The organism is Streptacidiphilus cavernicola (assembly GCF_042510955.1).
Taxonomy (GTDB): domain Bacteria; phylum Actinomycetota; class Actinomycetes; order Streptomycetales; family Streptomycetaceae; genus Streptacidiphilus; species Streptacidiphilus cavernicola.
In genome coordinates this window covers 226,169-250,456 of record NZ_JBHFAB010000008.1, presented here as the reverse complement: position 1 = coordinate 250,456, position 24,288 = coordinate 226,169, and the positions used below count along the sequence as shown (strand labels likewise).

Annotated in this window: 25 protein-coding genes; 16 read left to right on the top strand and 9 right to left on the bottom strand. The window is 71.3% G+C overall.

Features of this window, described 5'->3' with window-relative positions:
- Positions 1-654 precede the first annotated feature (654 nt).
- From ACEZDE_RS13950 to ACEZDE_RS13925, 6 genes are all read left to right on the top strand, one after another.
- Entirely contained in the window at positions 655-1,935 is a 1,281-nt protein-coding gene (locus ACEZDE_RS13950; protein WP_380536146.1) for a UDP-N-acetylglucosamine 1-carboxyvinyltransferase, read from the top strand.
- On the top strand, positions 1,932-3,170 hold the full coding sequence (locus tag ACEZDE_RS13945) for a metallophosphoesterase (RefSeq protein WP_380536082.1): 1,239 nt from the start codon (positions 1,932-1,934) through the stop codon (positions 3,168-3,170). Before ACEZDE_RS13950 ends, ACEZDE_RS13945 begins: the two co-directional genes overlap by 4 nt.
- Positions 3,167-3,703 carry a dCTP deaminase gene (dcd, locus tag ACEZDE_RS13940; RefSeq protein WP_380536080.1) on the top strand — a complete coding sequence of 179 codons (537 nt, stop codon included), beginning with the start codon at positions 3,167-3,169 and terminating at the stop codon, positions 3,701-3,703. The genes ACEZDE_RS13945 and dcd overlap by 4 nt, the downstream gene beginning before the upstream one ends.
- Complete coding sequence (locus ACEZDE_RS13935) at positions 3,703-4,239, top strand: dCTP deaminase (RefSeq protein WP_380536079.1); 537 nt, start codon at positions 3,703-3,705, stop codon at positions 4,237-4,239. The genes dcd and ACEZDE_RS13935 overlap by 1 nt, the downstream gene beginning before the upstream one ends.
- Positions 4,236-5,336, top strand: coding sequence for a glycosyltransferase family 4 protein (locus ACEZDE_RS13930; RefSeq protein ID WP_380536077.1), 1,101 nt, complete (start codon positions 4,236-4,238; stop codon positions 5,334-5,336). The genes ACEZDE_RS13935 and ACEZDE_RS13930 overlap by 4 nt, the downstream gene beginning before the upstream one ends.
- A gap of 94 nt (positions 5,337-5,430) precedes the next feature.
- The gene (locus tag ACEZDE_RS13925) at positions 5,431-6,474 is read left to right on the top strand and encodes a serine hydrolase domain-containing protein (RefSeq protein ID WP_380536076.1); all 1,044 of its coding nucleotides are present in this window, start codon (positions 5,431-5,433) and stop codon (positions 6,472-6,474) included.
- Between the two features lie 56 nt (positions 6,475-6,530).
- Here ACEZDE_RS13925 and ACEZDE_RS13920 read toward each other — a convergent pair whose 3' ends face one another.
- Positions 6,531-7,136, bottom strand: a complete 606-nt coding sequence (locus ACEZDE_RS13920; RefSeq protein ID WP_380536074.1) for a hypothetical protein — start codon at positions 7,134-7,136, stop codon at positions 6,531-6,533.
- Between the two features lie 144 nt (positions 7,137-7,280).
- Positions 7,281-7,673, bottom strand: coding sequence for a heavy metal-responsive transcriptional regulator (locus ACEZDE_RS13915; RefSeq protein ID WP_380536072.1), 393 nt, complete (start codon positions 7,671-7,673; stop codon positions 7,281-7,283).
- An 84-nt stretch (positions 7,674-7,757) separates the two neighbouring features.
- Here ACEZDE_RS13915 and merB point away from each other — a divergent pair, with 84 nt between their 5' ends.
- Positions 7,758-8,744 (top strand): organomercurial lyase, encoded by a 987-nt coding sequence (gene merB / locus ACEZDE_RS13910; RefSeq protein ID WP_380536070.1) that lies wholly within the window; start codon positions 7,758-7,760, stop codon positions 8,742-8,744.
- Positions 8,745-8,763: 19 nt separating this feature from the next.
- On the opposite strand, the gene ACEZDE_RS13905 is transcribed toward merB, so the two are convergent.
- A complete protein-coding gene (locus tag ACEZDE_RS13905; RefSeq protein ID WP_380536068.1) occupies positions 8,764-9,162 on the bottom strand; it encodes a nuclear transport factor 2 family protein in 399 nt (132 codons plus the stop codon).
- Positions 9,163-9,942: 780 nt separating this feature from the next.
- Here ACEZDE_RS13905 and ACEZDE_RS13900 point away from each other — a divergent pair.
- From ACEZDE_RS13900 to ACEZDE_RS13880, 5 genes are all read left to right on the top strand, one after another.
- Complete coding sequence (locus tag ACEZDE_RS13900; protein WP_380536066.1) at positions 9,943-11,088, top strand: PLP-dependent cysteine synthase family protein; 1,146 nt, start codon at positions 9,943-9,945, stop codon at positions 11,086-11,088.
- Positions 11,085-12,368, top strand: coding sequence for an MFS transporter (locus ACEZDE_RS13895; protein WP_380536064.1), 1,284 nt, complete (start codon positions 11,085-11,087; stop codon positions 12,366-12,368). Before ACEZDE_RS13900 ends, ACEZDE_RS13895 begins: the two co-directional genes overlap by 4 nt.
- 110 nt (positions 12,369-12,478) lie before the next feature.
- Complete coding sequence (locus ACEZDE_RS13890) at positions 12,479-12,913, top strand: hypothetical protein (RefSeq protein ID WP_380536062.1); 435 nt, start codon at positions 12,479-12,481, stop codon at positions 12,911-12,913.
- 92 nt (positions 12,914-13,005) lie between these two features.
- On the top strand, positions 13,006-13,929 hold the full coding sequence (locus ACEZDE_RS13885) for a hypothetical protein (RefSeq protein ID WP_380536060.1): 924 nt from the start codon (positions 13,006-13,008) through the stop codon (positions 13,927-13,929).
- 138 nt (positions 13,930-14,067) lie between these two features.
- The gene (locus tag ACEZDE_RS13880; RefSeq protein WP_380536144.1) at positions 14,068-15,336 is read left to right on the top strand and encodes a permease; all 1,269 of its coding nucleotides are present in this window, start codon (positions 14,068-14,070) and stop codon (positions 15,334-15,336) included.
- A 52-nt stretch (positions 15,337-15,388) separates the two neighbouring features.
- Here the strand turns inward: ACEZDE_RS13880 and ACEZDE_RS13875 are convergent, their stop codons facing one another.
- From ACEZDE_RS13875 to ACEZDE_RS13860, 4 genes are all read right to left on the bottom strand, one after another.
- Positions 15,389-15,808 carry a DUF2218 domain-containing protein gene (locus ACEZDE_RS13875; protein ID WP_380536058.1) on the bottom strand — a complete coding sequence of 140 codons (420 nt, stop codon included), beginning with the start codon at positions 15,806-15,808 and terminating at the stop codon, positions 15,389-15,391.
- A gap of 51 nt (positions 15,809-15,859) precedes the next feature.
- Complete coding sequence (locus tag ACEZDE_RS13870; RefSeq protein ID WP_380536056.1) at positions 15,860-16,687, bottom strand: ABC transporter permease; 828 nt, start codon at positions 16,685-16,687, stop codon at positions 15,860-15,862.
- 14 nt (positions 16,688-16,701) lie between these two features.
- Positions 16,702-17,631: an ABC transporter ATP-binding protein gene (locus ACEZDE_RS13865; RefSeq protein WP_380536054.1), complete on the bottom strand. Its 930-nt coding sequence runs from the start codon at positions 17,629-17,631 to the stop codon at positions 16,702-16,704.
- Positions 17,632-17,698: 67 nt separating this feature from the next.
- Positions 17,699-17,881, bottom strand: a complete 183-nt coding sequence (locus ACEZDE_RS13860) for a hypothetical protein (RefSeq protein ID WP_380536052.1) — start codon at positions 17,879-17,881, stop codon at positions 17,699-17,701.
- 121 nt (positions 17,882-18,002) lie between these two features.
- Here ACEZDE_RS13860 and ACEZDE_RS13855 point away from each other — a divergent pair, with 121 nt between their 5' ends.
- Together ACEZDE_RS13855 and ACEZDE_RS13850 are read left to right on the top strand one after the other, a co-directional pair.
- Complete coding sequence (locus ACEZDE_RS13855; RefSeq protein ID WP_380536050.1) at positions 18,003-18,659, top strand: TetR/AcrR family transcriptional regulator; 657 nt, start codon at positions 18,003-18,005, stop codon at positions 18,657-18,659.
- Positions 18,660-18,794: 135 nt separating this feature from the next.
- Positions 18,795-19,262, top strand: coding sequence for a serine O-acetyltransferase (locus tag ACEZDE_RS13850; RefSeq protein ID WP_380536048.1), 468 nt, complete (start codon positions 18,795-18,797; stop codon positions 19,260-19,262).
- Between the two features lie 225 nt (positions 19,263-19,487).
- Here the strand turns inward: ACEZDE_RS13850 and ACEZDE_RS13845 are convergent, their stop codons facing one another.
- The gene (locus ACEZDE_RS13845) at positions 19,488-19,688 is read right to left on the bottom strand and encodes a hypothetical protein (RefSeq protein ID WP_380536150.1); all 201 of its coding nucleotides are present in this window, start codon (positions 19,686-19,688) and stop codon (positions 19,488-19,490) included.
- Between the two features lie 36 nt (positions 19,689-19,724).
- Here ACEZDE_RS13845 and ACEZDE_RS13840 point away from each other — a divergent pair, with 36 nt between their 5' ends.
- Positions 19,725-20,699 (top strand): cation diffusion facilitator family transporter, encoded by a 975-nt coding sequence (locus tag ACEZDE_RS13840; protein ID WP_380536142.1) that lies wholly within the window; start codon positions 19,725-19,727, stop codon positions 20,697-20,699.
- A 784-nt stretch (positions 20,700-21,483) separates the two neighbouring features.
- Here the strand turns inward: ACEZDE_RS13840 and ACEZDE_RS13835 are convergent.
- Complete coding sequence (locus ACEZDE_RS13835; RefSeq protein ID WP_380536047.1) at positions 21,484-21,990, bottom strand: MarR family winged helix-turn-helix transcriptional regulator; 507 nt, start codon at positions 21,988-21,990, stop codon at positions 21,484-21,486.
- 217 nt (positions 21,991-22,207) lie between these two features.
- Here ACEZDE_RS13835 and ACEZDE_RS13830 point away from each other — a divergent pair, with 217 nt between their 5' ends.
- Positions 22,208-23,917 (top strand): chloride channel protein, encoded by a 1,710-nt coding sequence (locus ACEZDE_RS13830; RefSeq protein WP_380536140.1) that lies wholly within the window; start codon positions 22,208-22,210, stop codon positions 23,915-23,917.
- Positions 23,918-24,288 lie beyond the last annotated feature (371 nt).

Genomic DNA, 24,288 nt, shown 5'->3' with positions numbered 1-24,288 from the left:
GCTCCGTCCGTGCCACGGGGGCCGGGAGTGGGAGGCGACCCTCGCCGATCTGTCCCCGTCTGAGTCCGGCTTACAGGGGGCGGCGTGACCGGCGCGCCGGAGCCGGATGGGCCGCAGATCGGTGACCTCGTCAAGGAACGCGAGGACGGGCCGGAGCTGGTCGTCACCGACATTCGGGCTGGCCGCCTGGTCGTGCGTCCGATCCACAGCGGGCGTGACTGGCCTGTCCAGGATCCCGGAGCGCTGACGATCCTGGCTCGGCGCGGAGCGTGGGGCGGCCAGCCTGGTGGGGGGACACACCGGTGAAACCCCGGCACGCCAAGCCCGACCGGGTGGGTATCGCGCTCAGCACGGTCTGGGCCGCTGGTAGCGCCTTGGTCGTCGTGATCCTCGCGGCCGTGTCCAGCGACCCGTGTTCATGCGAACCCGCCCCACTGGCCGGGAGCACCCCGATGTCCGTCCTCGACCATCCGCCGCCGGACGCCCTTTGACCCCGGCCTGGCCCGCGTACCCCGTGAGTCAGCGCGGGCCGGGCCGGTACCAGCCTCCGTTCGGCGGCCCCGCTGGGGCAGGGCCGCCACTTCATCACCACCTGTGCCTGCGCTCCGTTTGGAGGACTCCTTGTCGCCCGCCGTCACTCAGCCAACCAGTTCCCTGCTCACAGTCCGTCCCGGTCGGCCGCTTCGCGGCACCGTACGCGTGGACGGCTCGAAGAACGCGGCCCTTCCGCTGCTGGCCGCCGCCGCGGCTACCGGCCGCACGGTCCACCTGGCGAACGTCCCGGCCATCGCCGACGTGGACGCCATGCTCGCTCTGCTCCAACGATCCGGCTACCACCTGGCGCGGCCGGTTTCCGACCCGCGTGCCCTGGTCGTGATGCCGGCCTCGGACCGAGGGCCGGTGCCCGAGCTGTCCGAAGCCGCCCACATCCGTGCCTCCTACTACCTCGTGCCTGCCCTGCTGGCCGCCTCCGGCCAGGCGATGCTGCCCTGGCCCGGTGGCTGCCGGATCGGCGACCGGGGGATGGACCAGCACTTCAAGGTCTATGCGGCCTTCGGCGACAAGGTCGAAGTCGACGACGACGGTTACCGGGTGACCGTGGCCGAGCACGGGCCGGTGGAGGTGATGGTCGACCTGCCGTTCCGGTCTCGGGGCACGAGCGTGGTCGCCGTCCTGCGGGCCGTCATCAGCGGGCGTCGCCTGCTGATGGGCAATCCCAACCACTCCCCGGAGTTCACCGGCATGCTGGCCGCTCTGCGGCAGATCGGATGGCAGATCGACCTGGGCACCGAGACGCTGAGCGTGGCACCCCCGGTCAGCGAGCAGGAGGCACCGGTGGCGTGGACCGTCCCCGGAGACAAGATCGAGGCCGGAACCCTGGCCTGCGCGCTGGCCGCCACCGGTGGGGCGGGGCGGATCGAGGGTATGCGCGGCGAGGAAGCCGCCCCGGTGGTCGGGGCCCTGAACCTTCTGGGCATCAACTCCTCCTTCGAGCCCGCCGCCGTGGTTGTGCACGGCGGCGGACAGCCGAGCGGCGCTCCGCTGCGGGTGGTCGCCTCGCTGGCCCCGGGCGGGCTCGACGCGGACTTCGAACCCGCGCTCATGGCCTTGGCCCTGGGTCTGCCAGGCACCCACCTGTTCGCCGACTCCATCAACCCCGGTCGGCACCGCAACCTGCTGTCCCAGCTCACCCGGTTGGGCGCGGCGATCGAGGCGCTGACGCCCACCCAGTGCCGCTTGACCGGTCCGCAGCGACTGAACGGTGCGGCTGTGGAGGCCATGGACATCCGTACCGGCTCCGCGCTGCTCATCGCCGCACTCACCGCGCGGGGCACCACCACCGTCACCAGGCTGGACCAGCTACGACGCGGACACCCCGACCTGCCAGGCAAGCTCCGCGCCCTGGGCGCCGACATCCACGAGGCCGACCGGTGACGCGGATCCTGGAGCGAATCACCGCCACCACCGACGTCCACTCGCACCTCGGCGAGGTATCGGCGCTGCTCACCCACCTACAGCAGGCCCGCGCGTCGTCGCTGATCGTGGACTGCGGGGACTTCTTCGAGGGCACCAGCTACTACCGCTTCGGCGGCGGCGCGATCGAAATGGACATCCTGACCAGCCTCTATGACGTGGTCGCACCGGGCAACCACGGCTGGGCCCACCACTTCGCCCCGGACCTGTACAGGCTGACCGTGTGCGCCAACGCGGTCGACGACGCCAGCGGCGAGCCGCTGTTCCGCCGCCTGCACCTGGCCCAGGTCGCCGGCCGAACGGTCGCCGTCACCGCGATCATCGGCCTGCAGGCGTTCGACGCGATCCCCACCGCCGACCGGCGCGGGCACCGTGTCACCGATCCGGGCCGTGCTCTGGTCGACCTGCTACTGGAACACCACCACGAGGTGGACTCCTGGATCCTGCTGTCGCACTCAGGATTCGAGCAGGACCTCCAACTGGCCGACGCCTGCCCCTTCTTGGATGTTGTCTTCTCCGGTCACTGCCACAGTGACCGTTACGCGCCCGAGCCGGTCGGCGACACCCTGGTCGTCAAGGGCCCCGAGCACGCGGCCGGGTACGCGGTCGCCGAACCTGTCACCCACGGATGGGCTGCCCTCGCCCACCACTTGCCCTCCAGCCCCGTTCTGCCGCCGGCCCTGGAGCCGATAGGCCGCCGGATCGAGGGCCTGCGCGAGCAGTTGAGCGCTCCGCTCGCGCCCCTTCTGGGCCGCTGGCAGGAGCAGGTGCCCGACCGGCGCGAGGTCCTGGTCGAGGTCGCCCGCCGCCTGCACCGTGGCCTCGGCACCGCCGTGGTCCTCAACGACACCGCGCTGCGGCCGACCCGGCTGGGCAGCGTGCTGCGCTGGCAGGATCTGCTGGACATCGAGCCGTTCGGCAACCGGCTCGTCCACGTCGACCTGCCCGCAGACCTCGCGGCTGACCAGGGCGCGCTGCTGGCCCGGCTGACCGAGCGCGCCGGCCCCTTGGTGCTCTACCCCGAACCGCTCCCCCAAGCGCTGACCAGCATCATGACCACGGACTACCTCGCCCAGACGCTGACCGGCAGCCGTACCCGCAGGGCGGCCCCCGACCTGGACCTGGAGCTGGACCAGGCCGTCGCCCACGTCCTTGCGGACCCCGCGCTCTTCACCGAGGAAGGAGGGCCGCTGTGATCCTGACCGGCCCCGAGATCACCGCCGCCGTCCGCGACGGCCGCCTGCGGATCAGCCCGTTCGAGCCCGAGCAGGTCAACCCCAACAGCTACAACGTCCGCCTGGGCGAGACTCTGATGACCTACACGGAGCCCGTCATCGACGCCCACCGCCTCAACCCCACCACCGCGCACCGGATCGGCGAGGAGGGCTTCGTTCTGCAGCCCGGCGAGCTCTACTTGGGCCACACCCTGGAGGAGGTCGGCTCGGACTGCCTGGTTCCGCTGCTGTTCGGCCGCTCAAGCGTCGGCCGGCTCGGCCTATTCGTCGAGATCACCGCCCCGATCGGTGACATCGGCTTCCACGGCCAGTGGACCCTGATGCTCAGCCCCGTGCGCCCGCTGCGGGTCTACCGCGGGATGAAGATCGGCCAGATCATGTTCTTCCTGTCCGTGGGCCCGGTCGACCTGTATCGCGGCAAGTACCAGGCAGCGCTGGGCCCGCAGCCCTCGGGCTACTGGCGTGACCAGGCCCAGGCAGGGGCGGTCGCCTGATGATCCTGACCGGACCGGCCATCGCCGCCGCCGTGGCCTGCGGCGAAATCGCCATCGACCCCTACGACCCCGGCCGCCTCTCGCCCAACGCCTACGACTGGCACCTCGGGGAGACCCTGCTCGTGTGCGACAGCGACCTGGACGCCGCCGCCCCCAGCTCGTTCACCCAGGCCCGCATCCCCGACGACGGACTGGTGCTGCTGCCCGGACGCCTCTACCTCGGCGTCACGCTGGAGCGCACCGGCTCCGAACGGTACGCGCAGCTCCTCAACGGCGACCGCACCACGGGGGCCCTGGGCATCTGGGTCCACGTCTCCGCCCCGCTCGGTCACGCCGGCCACGCGATCCGCTGGACCCTGGAGATCCGCGCCGCCCGGCCCGTGCGCGTCTACCGTGGCATGACGTTCGGCAAGCTCGTCTTCCTGCAGACCTTCGGTGCTCCCGCCAGCTACCAGCAGTTCGGGTTGAAGTACACCGCCACCGACGGCATCGACACCTCCCGCCTGTACGAAGAGATCACAGGAGGTGCGGCGTGAACTCCCCCCAGGTGGCGACCTTCCTCGACCTGCCCGCAGGGAGCCCCGGCGGCAGTGTCGAACTGTTCCTTGACCTCTACACCGGCCCCGCCCCTCTCATCCCGGCCAGGGCGTTCATGCTCCAGCCGCCCGGCCTCCGGCCACCGCTGCCCGCCGGACTGGAACTGCTCGCTGTCGGCGGCAAGTGCCTCGACGGCCCGGCCTTCCGCCGCTACGTCGCCGCCCTGCGCAGAGCCCTGGCCGAGGCCCTGGACCCGGCCGGCATCAGCGTCGTGCACTTGCAGCACCTTGCCTTCGGCGCCACCCCGGCACTCCTGCGGGCCCTGCCCGCTCACCCGAGCATCGCCCTGGTCCACGGCACAGACCTGATCTTCGCCAAGGCCCAACGTGACCAACTCCGAGTCCTGCGCGAGAGCGTTCGGTTGGCCGACGCCATCGTCGTGCCCGCCGCAGCGATGGCCGACCGCCTCCTGGACCTCGCCCCCGGCACCGACCGCCGCAAGATCACCCAGATCCCCTGGGGCATCCCCGACCATCTCCTCACTACACCCCCGGCCCGGCCCCCGCACCGCCCCGGCCAGACCCTGCGCCTGCTCTACGCGGGACGGTTGACGGCTGAGAAGGGCGGAGCGCAACTGGCCCGCGCCCTGTCCGCCGCCAGCGGCGTCGAGCTGAGCGTTGCCGCACCCCGCCGCGAGTTCCAGGCCCTGGCCCCGGTGCTGCACCGCTACGGCATCCGCGCCCACTACCTGGGCTGGCTCCGCCGACCCCAGCTGTGGCAGTCGTTCGCCGAGCACGACGTGCTCGTCATGCCCTCCACCACCCTGGAGGCCATGGGCCTGGTGGCGCTGGAGGCACAGGCGCGGAACCTGCCCGTGCTCTACCAGCCGGTGCCGGGCCTCACCGAGACGCTCGGGGCCTCCGCTCTGGCCACCGACTTCACGAACGGCCCGCTCCTGGCACGGGACCTCGACCGGCTGCGGACCTCACCCAGCCTGCTGCCGTCGCTGCAGATGGCCGGCCGTGCCAACGCGGCCCACTACCCGCTCAGCACCACCGCCGCCGCCCTGGCCGACCTGGGCAAGCAACTGGGCTGACCCACACCGAATCGCGCCGCAGCCCGCCTCAGTACGCGGGCCTCACTACCCTGGCAGAGCAGGGCAGGCCGCCACCGAGGACTCCGGGGACACCATGACACCAAGCACCACCGCCGTCCGCCAACTGCTGGCCGACGGCGTCACCAGTAACGCGTACCCCGGCGCGGTCTGGGCCTTCGGCGACGCCGGCGGGACGAGCACCAGCGGCTCCGTCGGCCTGCTCGACCCGGACCGGCCCGACGAGCCCATGCGCGAGGACACCGTCTTCGACGTCGCCAGCCTGACCAAGATCCTCGCGGTCTGGTCAACCGTCGGCTCCCTGTGGCAGGACGGCCGCCTGCCGCTGGAGCAGCCCCTCCGCGGGTTCTGGCCCGAGGTCGGCGGACATCCGCTCGGACAGGTCACCGCCCGCCAACTGCTCACCCACACCGCGGGCGTGCCGCTACGGGCCCAGCTACGGAACCTGTACGGCACCGACCCGCAGGCCATCCGCGTCGGCGTCCTCCACGAGGCCCTGCACCGCCCGCCCGGCGAAGCCGTCGAGTACACCGACCGCGCCGCACTGATCCTCGGCTACCTCGCCGAGTACCTCGACGGCCAGCCCCTCGACCAACTCGCCCAGGCCCGAGTCTGGGAGCCACTGGCCATGACCAGCACCCGCTTCGGCCCCATCCCAACAGACCTGGTCCCCCTCTGCGCGCCCACCGAACTCGACCAGGACACCAACACCCACCTGCAAGGCACCGCCCACGACTTCTCCGCCCGCCTGCTCGGCGGAGTCTGCGGCATCGCCGGCGTCTTCTCCGTGTTGGACGACCTTGCCACCTTCCTCTGTTACCTCCTGAATCCGGAGACCGCCACCAGGCAGCCAGGTTTCGGCGCCGCCTGGGTACAGGAGTCCCTGTCCGTGCACACCGGCGACCTGGAGCCGGTGCGCGGCCTGTTCTGGCACCCGGCACCCGGCACCGACCCGGCCGACCAGACCTGGGTCCACTACGGCTTCACCGGAACCGGCATGTGGCTCTCCCCCAAACAGGGAACCTGGGCCGTCCTGCTGACCAACAAGCTCCGCCTCACCCGCGACCGCGAGCCGCTCACCACGATCCGCAACGGCTTCCGCGAACTCGTCTTCGGCTGAGCGTGGCCAATGTGCGGCTCTCGCTGCGGGGATCTGCGGCGGATGCGGAGTCGGCTTCAGGCAGCGTGCCCTGATGACCTCAGCAGCCTCAGCGTCGGGGAGTGGTGCAGGCGCGTAGCGTCCTTCCACCGGTCGTAGGCGTCGGCCTGCCGCCGTTGCTGGAGAAGGTGCTTGATCCAGGTGTTGGCGATACGGTCCGACCCGGTCAGTGCGGCGGCGATCTCTTGGACGACGGTGACGGCCAGCCGGTAGTCGGCGTGCTCGACAAGGTTGAGGTCCACGTCCATGCCGTCCTGCTGGAAGGCGAAGAGGTATCTGGGGCCCGCGGTCGGCACGGACCTGGTCTTGCGGTACTCGGCGTGGCCGTCCAGCAGCGCTCGCAGTGTGCCGAGGTCCGCGCAGGTCGGTGGGATCGGCGCGTAGAGGTCGATGTCCGAGTCGTGGAGTGCGGTTCCGTACTGAGAGGAACCCATTGCCTGCAGCTCGGCGATTCCTCTGGAACGACTGGCGGCGATGGCGCGGGCCGTGGCTACGGCCAGATCCGCCCGGCGGCTGGCGAGAGTGGCGTAGAACTGCTCGGCCAGGCCCTGCTCTGCGAGGGCGAGCTGGTGCAGCCGTATCCGCCCGGCGTGCAGGATCGCGTGCAGGTCGGCCTCGCTCACAGAAGGCCGAAGCCCCGCCTGACCTGCACCTTCATTGTTACGTACACGGTGCATTGGGTGAGGCTACGTGACGATCCACATGTCTGGTCTCACCGAAGGCTCTCGTTCGCGATTTCGTCTCATTGATTGCCGACCACTTGTGACTCAGGTGCGGGTGAGGATGCTGCAGATGTCTGTGCAGGTTGCCGGGTCGGTGTCGGCGGCTCGTTGGGCGAGGTCGCGCAGGGCGGTGCGGGTCTTGCGGAGCTCGACCAGGCGCTGTTCGATCTCGGCGAGGTGCTGCGCGATCAGTCCGGAGACGTGGCCGCAGGGTGCCTGGCCGCTGTCGCGCAGGTCCAGGATGCCGCGGATCTCGGCGAGGGTGAGCCCGGCGGCCTGGGCGTCGCGGATGAAGCCCAGCCGTGCCACGGCCTCGGCGGGGTAGTCGCGGTAGCCGCCGGTGGTCCGTGGTGGCGGGGGCAGGAGGTCGGCCTGCTCGTAGAAGCGGATGGTCTTCGTGCTCAGTCCGCTGGTGGTCGCGAGGTCGCCGATGCGCATGAACCCCAGGGTAACGCTTGACCTTCCCCTGCACTGGAAGGTCTAGCGTGGGGCGTGAAGCCTCTGATCTGGGAGAACAAAGCCATGCGCATCACTGTGCTGACCGTCCCCGACTGTCCGAACGGCCCCGTGGTCCAGGAGCGGATCACCGCCGCGCTGGACGGCCGTGACGTCCGCGTGCACCTGGTGGAGGTGAGCGACCAGGACCAGGCCGCCCGGTGGGGCATGACCGGCTCGCCGACCGTGCTGCTCGACGGTGTGGACCCGTTCGCGGTGCCCGGGGCGGACCCGAGCGTGTCCTGTCGCCTGTATCGGGGCGCGGATGGCCGTGTGGAGGGTTCACCCGGGGTGGAGGACCTGCGCCGGGCTCTGGACTCGGCCGGTCCGCCGGCAACCGTTGAGGCCCGTCAGGCGTTGGTAGTGGACGTGCTCGACCCAGTGGGGCGGGGAGGACGCGGACGTCTCGCGCCGGTGGAGCGGGGCCTGCGGGCGGTCCAGCAGGCGGTGCTTGGGCACTTCGCCACCACCGGACAGGCTCCCGACGCGGCGGTGCTGGCACCGGCTGCGGCCCCGTCGGGCCGCCCGGTGGCCGAGGTGCTGGCCGAGCTGGCGGACCAGGACTTCCTGACCCTGGACGATCAGGGTCAGATCCGGGCGGCGTATCCGTTCTCGGCGGTGCCCACCGCCCACCAGGCCACCATCGCGGGCGGCGCCGTGGTGTGGTCGATGTGCGCCATCGACGCGCTGGGCATCCCGGCGATGGTCGGCGCCGACGCGGTCATCAGCTCCGCGGACCCGGTCACCGGGGAGGCGGTCACCGTCAGCAGCACCGACGGTCGGATGGTGTGGGAGCCGGCCGGGGCGGTGGTCTTCGTCGGCCGACGCTGCTGCGAGGGGGCCGCCGCCGCGGTGTGCTGCGACGTGCTGAACTTCTTCACCAGCCCCGCCTCAGCCCGCCAGTGGGCCGACTCCCACCCGGACGTCGTCGGCGACGTGGTGGATCAGGACCAGGCCGTCGCCCTCGGCGTCGGGATCTTCGGCGGTCTGCTGGAGACCACCACCGCCGGGTAGTCTCCTGCGGCTGGCGGCGTCAGCCCCGGGCGCGGAGCGGCTTGTCGGCGAACGCGACGGCCTGCGCGCGCCGCTCGAAGCCGCGGATGTCGACGACCAGGCCGTCTGCGAGGTGGAACACCTGGAAGACGGTGCCGGGACGCTTCGCGTTCGGGCCCAGTGCGGGTCCGGACATCGCCAGTGCCAGCACCACGGCCGCATCGAGCGCGATGGTCTCGGTGACCTCGGCGTCCATGCCCGCGGCTTGGGCCTGGCCGTACCAGGCCAGCACGTCGGAGCGTGAGTGGCAGGTCTGCTCGGTCTCCTCCGGGCCGCCCCAGCGGACCTTGGGGTCCAGCACCGGTCCCAGCAGGGCCAGGTCCTTGGCCGCGAACGCCGCCCGCAGCCGTTCGGCGACAGCCCGGGTCGTCGATGTCATCGTGTCCCTCCTGGCTTGGATCGGGTATCCACCGACCACAGCACCGTAGCGGACCGCTGGCAAGACCAGCCATGCCGTCAAATCGCGGCGACGCGGATTACCCGAGATCCGCGGTGCCGTCTCCGCTTGTCGGCAAGCGCTGTCGGTACTTCATGGACAGCCAACCGATCGAGTGTATTTGGGCCGGTATCCGGTATCAATGGGCTTCTGGTGGCTCTTGGCTGCGTATGTTGCTGTTCATGCCTGCCGCTGTGGTGCCGCGTCGATCACCGCGCGGGGCCTGCGTGCTATGGCTGGCGGTCCTGGGGATCCTGGGGGCGATGCTCTGCCTGGGCGGCTGCTGCGGTGCAGCTGACGGGCAGTCCCCGGCCCGACCCGGGCTCGGTGGGACGGCGTACGTTTCCGTAGCGCGCACGATGGCCACTCCTACCGTCTCTGCGACGAGCGCCCCGGCGCCCGGGGAGTGCTGCGGCGGCAGTCACGCCGCACTGGGGGTACGCCTCGCGGGCCCCCAGTCGCCGCTGCCGGTCCCGGCAGCCGATACCAGTGCCCGAGCACTTGATGATCAGCCACCAGGTCCGACCCGGAACCGGTGGACCGTGGGCGTCGGCGAGTGGCCAAGAGCGGTGCCCGTACACGAGTTGGTGTGCGTCTGGCGGACGTGAGGGCGCCCGCGTCCTGAACACGGCTCCCGCCAAAGGGGAGTGCGTTCGGGCGCGACAGGTCTCCCGCCGTCACTGCGCGCGTTCTATTCGCGCGCCCTGTTCGAGGAGTGCGCCCATGCACGCCGTCACATCGTCCCGCGCTGCCCTCCCGCGCCCGGACGCCGTACCCACCACGCCCCGGTCCACCCCCGCGGGCCAGGTCGGCGGCACCGCGGTGCTGCGGATCGGTCCGCCCTTCACCGCCCGTGGTGCCTTCTGGGCGAAGCTGGAGGGATCCAATCCGGGTGGGATCAAGGACCGGCCGGCCCTGTTCATGGTCGAGCGCGCCCGCCTCCGGGGCGACCTCGCCCCCGGGGCGCGGATCGTGGAGTCGACCTCGGGAACCCTTGGCCTGGGACTCGCCCTGGCTGGTCTCACTTACGGGCACCCGGTGACGCTGGTGACCGACCCGGGCATGGAGCCGGGGCTGCTGCGGATGCTGGCCGCCTACGGCGCCCAGGTGGTCACGGCGCCGGCCCCGGACCCGGTGGGAGGCTGGCAGCAGGCCCGGCGCACGGCTGTCGGGGAACTGCTGGCCGCCGAGCCGGGCGCGTGGTGCCCGGACCAGTACCACAACCCGGACAACACGGCCGCCTACACCCCGTTGGCCGATGAACTGGTCGGCCAACTGGGCCGGGTCGACGTGCTGGTGGCGGCGGTGGGCACCGGGGGCCACAGCGCGGGGACCGCGCGCCGGCTGAAGGCGCGGTTCCCGCAGCTGAAGGTGGTGGGGGTGGACACGGTCGGCTCGGTCATCTTCGGCCAGCCCGACCGGCCCCGGCTGATGCGGGGCCTGGGCAGCAGCATCCACCCCTCCAACGTGGACTACCCGGTGTTCGACGAGGTGCACTGGGTGGCCCCGGCCGAGGCGGTGTGGGCGTGCCGGGCGCTGGCGCGGACCCACTATGCCAGTGGTGGCTGGTCGGTCGGCGCGGTGGCGCTGGTCGCCCGCTGGTTGGCCGACACCCTGCCGCCGGACACGGTCATCGCCGCGGTGTTCCCCGACGGCCCGACCCGCTACGCGGGCACCGTGTTCAACGACACCTTCTGCCGCGACCACGACCTGCTCGGCCTCACCGAGCCGGGGGATCCTGGGGTCATCGCGCACCCCGGCAAGCACGAGGCCACCACCTGGACCCGGTGCACGACCGTAAGCGACCCGCTGGACCGCGCCGAGCGCACCGGCCAGGACGGCGCCCTCCCGCTGGCGGTGGCCCAGTGATCACACTCCTGGCCCGCTTCCGGTCCTTCCCCGGGAGTGTCCGGCTGCTGATGGTGCAGCAGTTCACCATCAACACCGCCTTCTACATGCTGATGCCCTACCTGGCCGAGCACCTGGCCCACGGCCTGGGCATGGCGGCCTGGGCGGTCGGGCTGGTGCTGGGGGTGCGGAACTTCTCCCAGCAGGGCATGTTCCTGCTCGGCGGCACCCTCGCGGACCGCCTGGGCTACAAACGCATGATCATCGCCGGGTGCGTACTGCGGACCGCCGGGTTCGCACTGCTCGGCTTCACCGCCTCCCTGCCCGCCCTGGTCGCGGCCTCGGCCGCGACCGGCTTCGCCGGGGCCCTGTTCAACCCGGCGGTCCGCGCCTACCTAGCCACCGACGCGGGTGAGCGGCGGGTGGAGGCGTTCGCACTGTTCAACGTCTTCTACCAGTCCGGGATGCTGATCGGCCCGCTGGTCGGGCTGGCGCTGCTGGCAGTCGACTTCCGGGCGGTGTGCCTGGTCGCGGCCCTGCTGTTCGCCGTGCTGACGGTGGTGCAGACGCGGGCGCTGCCCGACCGCAGGCAGACCCGGCAGGGCGGAGCCGGGCTGCGCGGGGTGCTCGGGGACTGGCGGCAGGTGCTGGCGAACCGGCCGTTCGTACTGTTCTCGCTGGCGATGATCGGCTCCTACATCCTGACGTTCCAGGTCTACCTGGCGCTGCCGCTGGGCGCGGAGCGGGCGGCGCCGGGTCACGGCAACGCGGTGACGATGGCCTTGTTCGCACTGTCCGCACTGGTGGCCGCCGCCGGGCAGTTGAAGGTCACCGCGTGGGCCAGGGGGCGCTGGTCCCAGCAGCGGTCCCTAGTCTACGGGCTGGTAGTGCTGGGGGCGGCCTTCGTACCGCCGCTGGCCGCCAACCATGTGGCCACCTCCTCCTCCGGGCTGGTGCACTGGGCGCAGGCGATGGTGCCGCTGATGGCCTGCGCCGCCCTGCTGGCGCTGGGGACCGCGCTGGTCTACCCGTTCGAGATGGACACCATCGTCGCGCTGGCCGGCGGGCGGCTGGTCGCCACCTACTACGGCCTCTACAACACCGTGTCCGGAGTGGGCATCACGGTGGGCAACATCGCCACCGGGGCCCTGTGGGACGCCGCCGCCCGCACGGGTCATCCGCGCCTGCCCTGGCTGGTGCTGACCGCGGTCGGAGTGCTCTGCGCGGCGAGCGTCGCGGCGCTGGTGCGCGGCGGGCAGCTGCAGGCCCCGGTCCCGACGGCCTCGGCCGCCCCCGCGTGAACCGCCCCGGCACCCGGTCACCAGAACCAAGTCGGCGCCGCGGGGCTCCAGGTGGGCCTGGTACGGTCCTGGAGCAGGACCGAACGGGTGGCGGAGAGGATCCGGCGGCAGTGGACCAGGTCACGGCACGGCGAACGGGCACCGCCCGGCTGCTTGCTGTCCTCGCGGTCCTGGTCGGGATGTTCCTCATGCACGGCGCCCCGACCTCCGCCATGGGCGGCTGCCACGACGCCCTGACCCTGACGCTGCCCGCCGCAGCGCACCCCATGGCCGCAGCGAACCCGATGGACGCCGCGCATCCCGCCGCCCAGGTCCAGGGGCAGAGCGCCGCCGGGACGGATGCGATGAGCGGGCTGTGCCTGTCCACCGGGACCCGCGACCACCAGTTCCTTGCTTCCCCGGCGCTGGCGGCCCTGACCGCGCTGGTGCTGTTTACGGGCCTGCTCGGACCCGGCACGCCCCGGCAAGCCGGTCGTGCCGGCCGCCGGGGTCCACCGGGCGGTGGGCGGCAGATACTGCTGCGGGTGTGCATCGCGCGGACCTGACAGGACCACCGGACCCTCCCCGTGAGGGCTCCGGAACCGGCTCCTGCCCACCTCCGCGCGCCGATGCGGCGCCCACCCGAAAGACCACACCCATGTCTTCGTTCACCCTGCCCACGCGCCGGATGCTGGCCGCGAGCCTCGCGGCCACCGCGCTGGCGCTCACCGTGTCCGCCTGCGGCTCCTCCGCCTCGACCATGCCCGCGATGCCGGGCATGGACAGCGCCAGCGCCATGCCGTCGATGAGCGCCACCGCCACGGCGTCGGCCATGCCCACCATGGACGGCATGGGCGCGATGGCCTCGGGCGACGGCCTGGCCGCCACCAACGGCGGCTACACCCTCACCTCCACGACCGCCACACTGCCCGCGGGCAAGGCGTCCGGCTACCGGTTCACGATCACCGGTCCCAACGGCAAGCCGGTGACCGGCTTCGCGGTCGACCAGACCAAGACGCTGCACTTCTACGCGATCCGATCCGACCTGACCGGGTTCCAGCACATCCACCCGACCATGGCCGCCGACGGGACCTGGACCGCGCCCCTGGCCGCCCTGAGCGCCGGGACCTGGCGGCTGTTCGCCACCTTCACCCCGGCCACCGGTTCCGGCAAGGGCACCGACTTCGTCCTCAGCCGCACACTCACCGTGTCCGGTATGCCCATGGACACCGCCCTGCCAGCGGCATCGGCCAGCACCACCGTCGACGGCTACACCGTCACCCTGGCCGGGGACCTGATGGCGGGCATGGCCCACCCGCTGACCGTCACCATCACCAAGGGCGGCAAGCCCGTCACCAACCTCCAGCCCTACCTGGACACCTACGCCCACCTGACCGCCTTCCACTCCGGTGACGGCGCGTTCGCGCACCTGCACCCCACCACTGCCGTCACCGGTGACCACGGCGGCCCGACCCTGTCCTTCCACCCCGAGCTCGCCCAAGCTGGCGACTGGCGGCTGTTCCTCCAGTTCCAGACCGCCGGAACCCTGCACACCGCCGCGATCACCGTGCACGTGAGCTGATCGAGGGTAGGCCGGGGCGCTGCCCGAGCGGTGGCGCTCCGGCCCGCTTGTCGCACCATAGGAATACCCCTAGGGGGTATGTTCGTTCCCGTTCCCGACCGGCACGACTTGGCCCACGACACCCATCCAGGGGCGACGATGCACGCGATCTGGCACGCACTGTCCATCACCGGCTCGATGACCTGGGAGATCACCTGGGCCCTGATCCTGGGCTTCGCCCTGTCCGCGGTCGTGCAGGCCGTGGTGCGCAAGTCCACCATCGTCCGACTGCTGGGCGATGACCGGCCCAGGACCCTCGCGCTGGCCTCGCTGCTGGGGGCGGCTTCCTCCTCGTGCTCGTATGCGGCCGTCGCGCTGGCGCGCTCGCTGTTCCGCAAGGGCGCGAACTTCACCGCGGCGATGGCCTTCGAGATCGCGTCAACCAACCTGGTGGTGGAACTGGGGGTGATCCTGGCGCTGTTGATGGGGTGGCAGTTCACGGCCGCGGAGTTCGTCGGCGGCCCGATCATGATCGTGGTCCTGGCCGTGCTGTTCCGGATCTTCCTGCGCGACAGGCTCCTGCGCGAGGCCCGCGAGGTGGCCGACCGCGGGGCGGCCGGGTCGATGGAGGGCCACGCGGCGATGGACATGTCCGTCCAACGCGAGGGCTCCTTCGCGCGGCGGCTGCTCTCCCGTGAGGGCTACACCTCGGTCGCGCACGTGTTCGTCATGGAGTGGGCCGCGATCCTGCGCGACCTGGTGATCGGCCTGCTGATCGCAGGCGCCATCGCCGCCTGGGTACCGGACTCGTTCTGGCGGACCTTCTTCTTCGACGGCCACCCCCTGGCATCGAAGCTCTGGGGACCGCTGATCGGGCCGCTGGTCGCGGTGGTGTCCTTCGTCTGCTCGATCGGCAACGTGCCGCTGGCGGTGGTGCTGTGGAAGGGCGGCATCAGCTTCGGCGGCGTCGTGTCCTTCATCTTCGCCGACCTGCTGATCCTGCCCATCCTGTCGATCTACAGGAAGTACTACGGGTGGCGGATGACCGTCTTCCTCGCCGTCACCTTCTACGCCGCCATGGTGACCGCCGGATACGTGGTCGAGTTCACCTTCGGGGGCCTGGGACTGATCCCGGACCAGGCCACCGCCACCATCCCGATGGAGGGCGTGAGCTGGAACTACACCACCTTCCTCAACATCGCCTTCCTGGTCCTGGCCGCCGCCCTGCTGGTCCGCTTCCTGCGCACCGGGGGACGCGCGATGCTCGCCATGATGGGAGGCGCCCCGGACACCGGCCACGACCACAGCCACCACGGGCACGAGCAGATGCACGCCGGCGACCGGCACGACGGCTCCGCCCCTGCGCAGTCCCCGGACCACGGTCAGCACGACCACGGAGCCCAGGACGGCCATGGGCACCACCACTGACGCCGCCACCCCACCCACCGAACAGCACCGGATCCGGATTCCGGCGGCCGGATCAGGCCGGTGTCCACTGGACGGTCAGGTGCTCGCGGGCGGCGAACCGTTCGATGTTGCTGCCCAGGATCTGCTGGATCCGCTCCAGGTCTTCGGGGCCGGCCGCCTCGACGGCCAGGATCAGGCAGTCGGGTTCCGCGGTGATGCGGCAGGTGCCCGCACCGTCCGGGAACTCGATCACGCCGTGGGGCTCGGTCCACTGCGCGTGCGGGGTCTTCCAGGCGGCGTGGCTGCACAACTGCTTGGCGTACCGGGCGCTGCGGTCCGTCGGAACACGGGCCTGGGCCCTGACCAACGGGCCGGTGCCCGCCGCGGTCGCCGTCCTGCCCCTGTGCCGGGGGGTGGCGCGGGCCCGCAGCCAGGTGGATGCGGCGCCGAGGTGGGCGCGGATGGCCGAGGTGTGTGAGCGGGGGCTGTGCATGTGGACCTCCCGACCCTGGGGATTCGCGGTGACGGCCTGCTGGACGGCGGGTTAGGCGTCGCGGTGCTTGATGACGGTGAAGCCGAGGACCAGGGCAGCTGCCGCGTACAGGCCCAGCACGCCCAGGCCACCAGCGGCGTTGAGGCCGCCGGCTTCGGGGTGGAGCGAGTAGATCGCGTCGCCCGCGTTCATCGGAAGGTAGGGGCCGATGGTGGTTCGCCAGGTGTGCGGCAGCAGGTCCAGCAGGATCACCGGCACGAACAGCAAGCCGAACAGCGTGGCGATCGCCCCGGCGCTGCTGCGCAGAACGGCCCCAAGGCCAAGGCCCAGCAGGCCGAGCACGGCCAGGTAGACGCCTCCTCCGGCCACCGCCCGCACGATGCCGGGGTCGCCGATCGAGGACACCAACGGGCCACGGGACACGAATGCCTGGAAGGCGAAGTAGGCGGCGAAGCACGCCACGACTCCTGCCAGCAGGGCGGTGGCCGCGAAGGCGAGGGTCTTGGCGGCCAGCATCGCCCGGCGCCGGGGCACGGCGGTGAGCGTGGTGCGGATCATGCCGGTGCCGTACTCGCTGGTGATGGTGAGCACGCCCAGGACGCCGATGGCGATCTGGGACAGGTGCAGGCCGGCCAGGCTCAGCCGGATCGGGTCCACGCTCGCCATGTCCTGGGCGCTGAGCCGGCTGGGCAGGAACACGGCGGCCAGCGCCGCCAGGACGACGTTGGCAGCAACTGCCGCCACAAGCGTCCACCGGGTCGAGCGCACCGAGCGCAGCTTCCAGAACTCCGAGAACAGGACGTCGGCGAAGCCCGCCAGCGGGCGGCGGGCGGAGGTCAGCGGGGAAGGAGCCGGGTGCGGTACTGCGGTGGCCTGCATGTCAGGGGCGTCCTTCAGTTCGGGGCCGCGGCGAGTGCGGCGTCGGCCGTGCGGTAGTCGACGGTCTGCGCGGTGAGTTCCATGTACCGCTCCTCCAGGGACACCTGGTGCGTGGACAGTTCCTGCAGGCCCAGGTGGTTGACCCGGGCCAGTTCGCCCACCGCGTCACCGCTGACCCCGGTGACCTTCAGCGTGTCCGGGCCCTCGGCCACGACGCTCGCACCCTGGGCCGTGAGCAGGGCGGCCAGCGCGTCACGCCCGCTGGTGCGGACCCGTACGAAGCTCCCGGTGCCGCTGCCCACGAAGTCCGCCACGCTGGTCTGCGCGAGCAGCCGCCCGCGACCGATGACCACCAGGCGGTCGGCGGTCAGCGCCATCTCGCTCATCAGATGACTGGACAGGAACACCGTGCGTCCCTCCGCCGCCAGGGCCCTGAGCAGGGTGCGGATCCACAGCACACCTTCGGGGTCCAGGCCGTTGACCGGCTCGTCGAACATCAGCACCGGCGGATCGCCCAGCAGCGCCGCCGCGATGCCCAGCCGCTGCCCCATCCCCAGCGAGAAGCCGCCCACCCGCCGGTCCGCGACCGCGCGCAGGCCCACCTGGTCCAGGACCTGTTCCACCCGGGCCCGGCCGATCCCGTTGCTCAGGGCCAGGCAGCGCAGATGGTCGCGCGCACTGCGCCCGCCGTGCACGGCTCTGGCCTCCAGCAGCGCCCCGACCTCGAACAGCGGGCGCCGGTAGCCGGTGTAGGGACGGCCGCCCACGGTCACCGAGCCCGTGGTCGGGGCGTCCAGGCCCAGGATCATGCGCATCGTCGTGGACTTCCCGGACCCGTTGGGGCCAAGGAACCCGGTCACCTGCCCCGGCGGAACGGTGAACGACAGGTCGTCGACCGCCACCGTGTCGCCGTAGCGCTTGCTGAGGCCGATCGCCTCGATCATCGTCCAACTCCCTGCTGGTCTGCTGTGCCCTTGGGACTGCGCGGACAACACACGTTGTCGGTCCTCGTTAGTGGGAGCCGGGGCCGAAAACCCCGAGCAGGTGCAGCACCACCATCAGCACCACCAGGCCGACCGCGAGCGCGATGCCGGCCGGGGCCAGCCAGCCGGGCCTGCCGCCGGGAGGCGCGGCGAGGACAGGGCCCCCGTCGGGGCTGTCGCCGGTGTCGTGGTGGGCGGGCAACTCGGCCATGGAACTTCTCCTGTCGTCGCGTGCGGGGCACGCCTGCGGTGGAACCACTGCCAGTTTTGCGAGACATAGTGTCGCTGTCAACTCTAACTGTCTCGATGGCGTCGGCATGTAGCATGGTGGTGTGCCGAAGCTGTGGAACGAGACGATCGAGGCGCACCGCCACGCGGTGCGCGACGCGATCATGGAGACCACCGCGGCCCTGGTCGCCGAACACGGCCTGGCGTCGGTGAAGATGACGCAGATCGCCGAGCAGTCCGGTATCGGGCGCGCGACGCTGTACAAGTACTTCCCAGACGTCGACGCGATCCTGATCGCCGTCCACGAGCACCACGTCGCAGCCCACCTCGCCCAACTGGCCGAGCTGCGCGACCAACCGGGCACCCCCGGCCAGCGGTTGCACAAGGTGCTGGGGGCCTACGCGCTCATCTGCCACCACCGCGCCCGCCACGCCGGCACCGACTTCGCCGCCCTGGTCCACCGCGGCGAACCCCTGGCCCGCGCCGAACAGCAGCTCCTGGACCTCTTCGCGGACCTCCTCGCCGAGACAGCCGCCACCGGCGCCCTGCGCACCGACGTCACCCCCGCCGAGCTGGCCACCTACTGCCTGCACGCCCTCTCGGCAGCCGGAACCCTGCCGGACGAGGCCGCGGTCCACCGCCTCGTGACCGTCACCCTGGCCGGACTGCGCCCCGCTGCCGGGTCCGGTGACCCCGCCGCGACCGTTGGGGCGGACCAGCAGCACGCCCCTCACGAACACCACCGCCACGGCCGCCACTGACCGGACCGATGCGGGCTTCCCCTGCTCCGGCGTTCACGTCGCGGGATCGCACAGGGGGCCGCAACCCGTCACCCGTGACGGTGACTTCCGCCCAAGCTGGCGGGGCAGCGGCACCGGTTCGGCGAGCATGACCCCATGTCCCTGGTCACCGCGCTGATCTACCGCCGCCGCCACCGCGTCCTTGGCCGCCTGGTCCAAGAGGCCCTGGCCCTGTACGGCATGGAGGTCCCCGCCGCGGCCGAGATCGGCCCGGGGCTGAAGGTCTTCCACCGAGGCTTCGGCACGGTCCTGCACCCCTACACCACGCTGGGCGCAGACGTGACCCTCTACAACGGGGTCACCCTGGGCCGCGCCGATCCCTGGGTTGCGCAGCAGGACAGCGCCATGGAACGGATCGTCGTCGAGGACGGCGCGTGCCTGTGCGCCGGTGCGAAGGTCGTCTGCAAACAGGGCGTCCTGACGATCGGCCGCGGGACGATCGTGGGCGCCAACGCCGTCCTGACCACCTCGACCGGCCCGGGCGAGATCTGGGCCGGAGCCCCCGCCCGCCGCGTCGGCACCCGCACCACACCGCACACCCCCGAAGCCGCCGCCAGCACGTGAGCTGGGGCGCGGGGCATCTCAGCGATCCTCATCATCCTCGGCGAGGCAACCGCTCACGCGCTCCAACCTGATCCGTGCGACCAACTGGAGGGACCTGCCGTGGTGACCGCACGCGCTACGGGCCCAGGCAGACGTACGCCGATCGACTGCCCGGGTCATTGCCGAAGGGCCAGGACGGTAGACCCGGCTGCACCACAGGCGCAACAGCACCGGCATCGCAGCTGCTCAGAGCAGGTATGACGGCAGTGGCTGCAACGGGTCAGGCATGACACGGTAGCCCGTATGCAGGACAACGGGCACCATCACGACCATGCGGTGGCACCCGCCACCGGAGTCCACGACCACCCGCACGCCGAGCCGCACCACCACGATCACGGCACGGAGGGCGGCGAGCACGCGGATCACGCCCCCGACGGCCACGGCCATGGGGAGCACGGTCACGGCGAGGGGCGGTGGCGACGCCTGCGCCACCAGGTCGCGCACATGGTCACCCCGCACAGCCACGAGGCGATGGACAAGATCGACTCCGCGATGGAGACCTCCCGTGAGGGAATGCGGACCCTGTGGCTGTCGCTGGGCATCCTCGGCACCACCACCATCATCCAGGCGCTCGTCGTAGCGCTGTCCGGATCGGTGGCGCTGCTGGGCGACACCATCCACAACGCCGCCGACGCACTGACCGCCCTCCCGCTGGGGATCGCCTTCTGGGTGGGCCGGCGAGCGGCCAACCGCCGCTACACCTACGGCTACGGCCGCGCCGAGGACCTGGCCGGCATCGCCATCGTGCTCACCATCGCCGCCTCCTCCGCGCTCGCCGCCTACACGGCGGTGGACCGGCTGCTGAACCCGCGCGACGTCAGCCACCTGTGGGCGGTGGCCATCGCCGCGGTGGTCGGCTTCATCGGCAACGAATGGGTCGCCCGCTACCGCATCACCACCGGCCGCCGGATCGGCTCCGCCGCCCTGGTCGCCGACGGCCTGCACGCCCGCACCGACGGCTTCACCTCCCTCGCCGTCCTGCTGGGCGCGGGCGGGGCCGCGATCGGCTGGCGCTGGGCGGACCCGGTGGTCGGCCTGCTGATCACCGTCGCCATCGTGATGGTCCTCAAGGGCGCGGCCCGCGAGGTCTACCGCCGCCTGATGGACTCCGTGGACCCGGCCCTGGTCGACACCGCCGAAGCCGCGCTGCGCGAGGTCGACGGCGTACTGGGCACCGGCCAGGTGCGACTGCGCTGGATCGGACACGCGCTGCGGGCCGAGGCCGACATCATCGTGGACCCGCACCTGACCGTGGTCCAGGCCCACGCCCTGGCCGTGTCCGCCGAGCACGCCCTGATCCACGCCGTGCCCCGGCTCACCGCCGCCACCGTCCACACCGACCACCTGCCGCACGGCGCCGACCCCCACGCCCCGCTCACCCACCACGCCGACCTCTGAGCAGCCCCTGCGCCCCGGCGCCCCGGACACGGGCACCGCGCCACCCACTGGGGGAAGCCGGTTCGGTTCACACGAGGTCAATGACGCCGACGCCGCCAGCGACATCGCCACCTGTGCCAGGCCGGGGCCCCGGCCTGGCACCAAGCCCCGACATCCTCGACACCTCTACACCTTCAACCCCTCCCGACGCCTCCGGCATAAGCTCGAAGACTCCTAACCCAACTGGCAGTCTCGACGCTGAGTAGCGCGGAAAGGCCGTCAGCCTTCGATGAGACCAACTCTGGCTCGTCGGCGAGATCGGTCAGGCATCGGTGAGACCGGGCACCACGCAGTGCTTCAGCGGGGGCGGCCGTTCTCCGGGAATCGTGCCCGGCTTGTTGCATGGAGGAATATCTGCCCTGTTTCGAATGGGAACGCCCGGCTTGTTCCGTGGGGGGACAAGCCGGGCGGGAAGCCCGTGGACCCTATTGATGATCAAGTACCGGTGGAGAGACCGTATTCCGGCGTGATGTATTCCTCGGTAGTCGATCTTTGTTTGCACCAGGCCACTTGTGCGTCGGCCGTACCCGCGTCTTCCTACTGTCGACGGCTGGTGGGGCCTTGTCGATCCGGTGCTCAGAACGGCTGATCGCTGTGGGCGAGCAGGCGATCCAGGCCCAGTTCGCGCATATGGGCGTGGGCGCGGTGGACGGCAGGCCCTGCTCGGCCAGTGGCACCGCATCCGACCGTGCAGCCGCTGCGCGGGGCGCATTGCAAGGGGGTCTGGTGAGGTCTGCGTCGGGGTTCAGGTCCAGCCGGGCAGGGCGAGTCCGGCGTAGGTGGTGGGGTCTACCTGGGTCTCGCCGGCGGCGTCGGCGAACGCCTGCAGGGCCGCGACCATCGTGCCGCGGTGCTCGTCGGGCATGGCGGCCACGATCTGCGTGATCTCGGCCTGGCGGCGTTCGGTGACCGCGTGGACCACCCGGCTTCCGGCCTCGGTGGCAACCAGGCGTACTACTCGGCGATCTTCGGGGTCGGCGGTGCGTTCGACCATGCCTGCCGCGGTGAGGCGGTCGACCATGCGCATCGCGGTCGAGGGGTTGACCGCGAGCTGTTCGGCCAGGCGGGACAGGCTGGTGGCGCCGTTGGTGTCCAGGACCACCAGCATCCGGAACTGCGGCACGGTCAGCGTGTCCTCGACCGCCGCCAACGAGCGCGCCGAGATGGCGACCAACACGCGGGAGGCGGTCACCACGGCGGCGACCATGGCGTTGACCGGGGCGGGTTCCTGGGACGGCAGGAGTTCAGACATGACAGCAGTTCTACCCCCTCACGTGCGCCCGCATGGCGCCGCGGGCACCCCCGCCTTTCTTCTGACAGTGCAAACATTGCATACTGCAAGAATGAGTGAGCCTGCGAACACCGAGCCCCGACCGACCCTTGGGCGCATAGTCCCGGCCGCGCCGATCACGCTCCAGCGCGGACTGCCGCGCCTGTGGGTGGGGCTGCGCGAGTCCAAGGGCGGCCTGGTGGCCCTCGCCCTGGCGGTGGGTGCGGGCGCGGGCCTGGGCGCGGTCGCGTTCCGCTGGATGATCAAGACGTTCACCCTGCTGCTGTCCGGCCACGCCGACTACGCCGCGGCCGGGCACGCCGCCAACCCGCACGTGCCCTGGCTGGGACGGTTCTTCGTCCTCCTGGCCCCGGTGGTCGCGGGGCTGATCTACGGGCCGCTGGTGCAGCGGTACGCCCGCGAGGCCCGAGGCCACGGGGTACCCGAGGTCATGTACGCCGTCGCCCGGCGCGGCGGGAAGATCGCCCCGCAGGTTGCCCTGGTCAAGTCTCTGGCCTCGGCGCTGTGCATCGGCGGCGGCGGCTCGGTGGGCCGCGAGGGCCCGATCGTGCAGATCGGCTCCGCTCTCGGGTCCAGCCTGGGCGGCTGGGTCAAGGTCGCCGAGGACCGGCTCAAGGTCCTGGTCGCCTGCGGCGCGGCCGGCGGCATCGCCGCGACCTTCAACGCGCCGCTGGCCGGGGTGTTCTTCGCGATGGAGCTGATCCTGGGCGACTTCACCGCCGAGTCCTTCGGCATGGTCGTCCTGGCCTCGGTCACCGCCTCCGTCATCGGCCGCGCGGCCCTGGGCAACAGCCCGTTCCTGCACCTGCCGCCCTTCCAGGTCCAGCACCTGTCCCAGTACCTGCTGTTCGCGCTGCTCGGTCTGCTCGCCGGAGCCCTGGGCGTGGGGTTCAGCAAGGTCCTGTACCGGATCGAGGACGCCTGCGACAAGGTCTGGCGCGGCCCCGAATGGGCCCGCCCCGCCGTCGGCGGCCTGCTGCTGGGCCTGCTACTGCTGATCCTGCCCGAGATGTACGGCGTCGGCTACCCGGTCCTGGAGAACGCGGTCGGCGGCAAGTACGTCATCGGATTCCTGATCATGCTCCTGGTCGGCAAGATCGTCGCGACCAGCCTGACCATCGGCATCGGCGGCTCCGGCGGGGTGTTCGCCCCCTCGCTGTTCATGGGCGCGATGCTCGGCTCCGCGTTCGGCGCAGCCGCCCACGACCTGGTACCCGGCACCGCCGGACCGGTCGGCGCCTACGGCCTGATCGGCATGGGCGCCGTGTTCGCCGGGGCCGCCCGCGCCCCGATCACCGCCGTGATCATCTTGTTCGAACTCACCGGCGAGTACACCATCATCCTGCCGCTGATGACCGCCATCGTCCTGGCCACCCTCGTCAGCCGCGCCCTGTCCCACGACACCATCTACACCGCCAAACTGCGCCGCCGCGGCATCGACCTCGACGCCAAACCCGACACCTCCCCCTTCGCCGGGATCACCGTCGGCACGGTCATGGAACCCGTCCCCGAAGCCCTCCCCGAAACCATGGCACTGACACAGGCGGCGGACCGGCTGGCCGCCTCCCCGCACGGCGTCCTGCCCGTCCTGACCGCTGACGGCACCTACCTGGGCACCGCCACCGCCCGCAGCACCGCCCAGGCCCTGGCCGAGGGCACCCACGCCACCAGCGCCCTGGCCACCATCACCCACCGGCCCGCCACCATCACCGCCGACAACGACCTCACCGACGCCCTGAACGCCCTGGTCCACGCTGGCGGAGCCGGACTGCCGGTCCTGGACCCCACCCGCGCCCGACTCACCGGCTGGATCACCTACGAATCCGTCCTGGCCAGTCTCCACCACCGCAACACTGCACCTGCCGAAACCGCCGTCACAACCCACTGACCCCCAGTTCACCGAGCAAGGCGGACCCGTGTCGACTCACAGCGAACCCCACGAAGAGGCATGGCCATGCAAGGGGTGCCGACAGCGCCCAGCCTTGCATGGTCGTGACCGAATCCCGAGCGGCACTGCACTATCCCGCAGTCAGCCAAAGGGGCTGTCTGGGAACCAGGAAGTCAGCTCGCCGGATTGTTAGGGTCTGACAGATGAGGCCCAAACCCAATCTCCGAACGTTGGTCAACGAGCGTGACCGAGCGGTGATGCCCCTGGGGTCGGCCCCGTTGCCGCAGCCCGTGGTCTGGTGGGGATCCTCGCGCGGGGCTGGGGACTTTGCCGTACGTCGACAGATGGTCCTGAGAACCGGTGAGAGCAGA

Coding starts and splice junctions, on each gene's coding strand:
- ACEZDE_RS13850 (WP_380536048.1), top strand. CDS start 18,795: ATGTCCCTGGTCACCGCGCTGATCTACCGCCGCCGCCACCGCGTCCTT.
- ACEZDE_RS13915 (WP_380536072.1), bottom strand. CDS start 7,673: ATGCGCATCGGCGACCTCGCGACCACCAGCGGACTGAGCACGAAGACC.
- merB (WP_380536070.1), top strand. CDS start 7,758: ATGCGCATCACTGTGCTGACCGTCCCCGACTGTCCGAACGGCCCCGTG.
- ACEZDE_RS13880 (WP_380536144.1), top strand. CDS start 14,068: ATGCACGCGATCTGGCACGCACTGTCCATCACCGGCTCGATGACCTGG.
- ACEZDE_RS13865 (WP_380536054.1), bottom strand. CDS start 17,631: ATGATCGAGGCGATCGGCCTCAGCAAGCGCTACGGCGACACGGTGGCG.
- ACEZDE_RS13860 (WP_380536052.1), bottom strand. CDS start 17,881: ATGGCCGAGTTGCCCGCCCACCACGACACCGGCGACAGCCCCGACGGG.
- ACEZDE_RS13935 (WP_380536079.1), top strand. CDS start 3,703: ATGATCCTGACCGGACCGGCCATCGCCGCCGCCGTGGCCTGCGGCGAA.
- ACEZDE_RS13925 (WP_380536076.1), top strand. CDS start 5,431: ATGACACCAAGCACCACCGCCGTCCGCCAACTGCTGGCCGACGGCGTC.
- ACEZDE_RS13875 (WP_380536058.1), bottom strand. CDS start 15,808: ATGCACAGCCCCCGCTCACACACCTCGGCCATCCGCGCCCACCTCGGC.
- ACEZDE_RS13870 (WP_380536056.1), bottom strand. CDS start 16,687: ATGCAGGCCACCGCAGTACCGCACCCGGCTCCTTCCCCGCTGACCTCC.
- ACEZDE_RS13905 (WP_380536068.1), bottom strand. CDS start 9,162: ATGACATCGACGACCCGGGCTGTCGCCGAACGGCTGCGGGCGGCGTTC.
- ACEZDE_RS13835 (WP_380536047.1), bottom strand. CDS start 21,990: ATGTCTGAACTCCTGCCGTCCCAGGAACCCGCCCCGGTCAACGCCATG.
- ACEZDE_RS13845 (WP_380536150.1), bottom strand. CDS start 19,688: ATGGCCGTGGCCGTCGGGGGCGTGATCCGCGTGCTCGCCGCCCTCCGT.
- ACEZDE_RS13885 (WP_380536060.1), top strand. CDS start 13,006: ATGTCTTCGTTCACCCTGCCCACGCGCCGGATGCTGGCCGCGAGCCTC.
- ACEZDE_RS13900 (WP_380536066.1), top strand. CDS start 9,943: ATGCACGCCGTCACATCGTCCCGCGCTGCCCTCCCGCGCCCGGACGCC.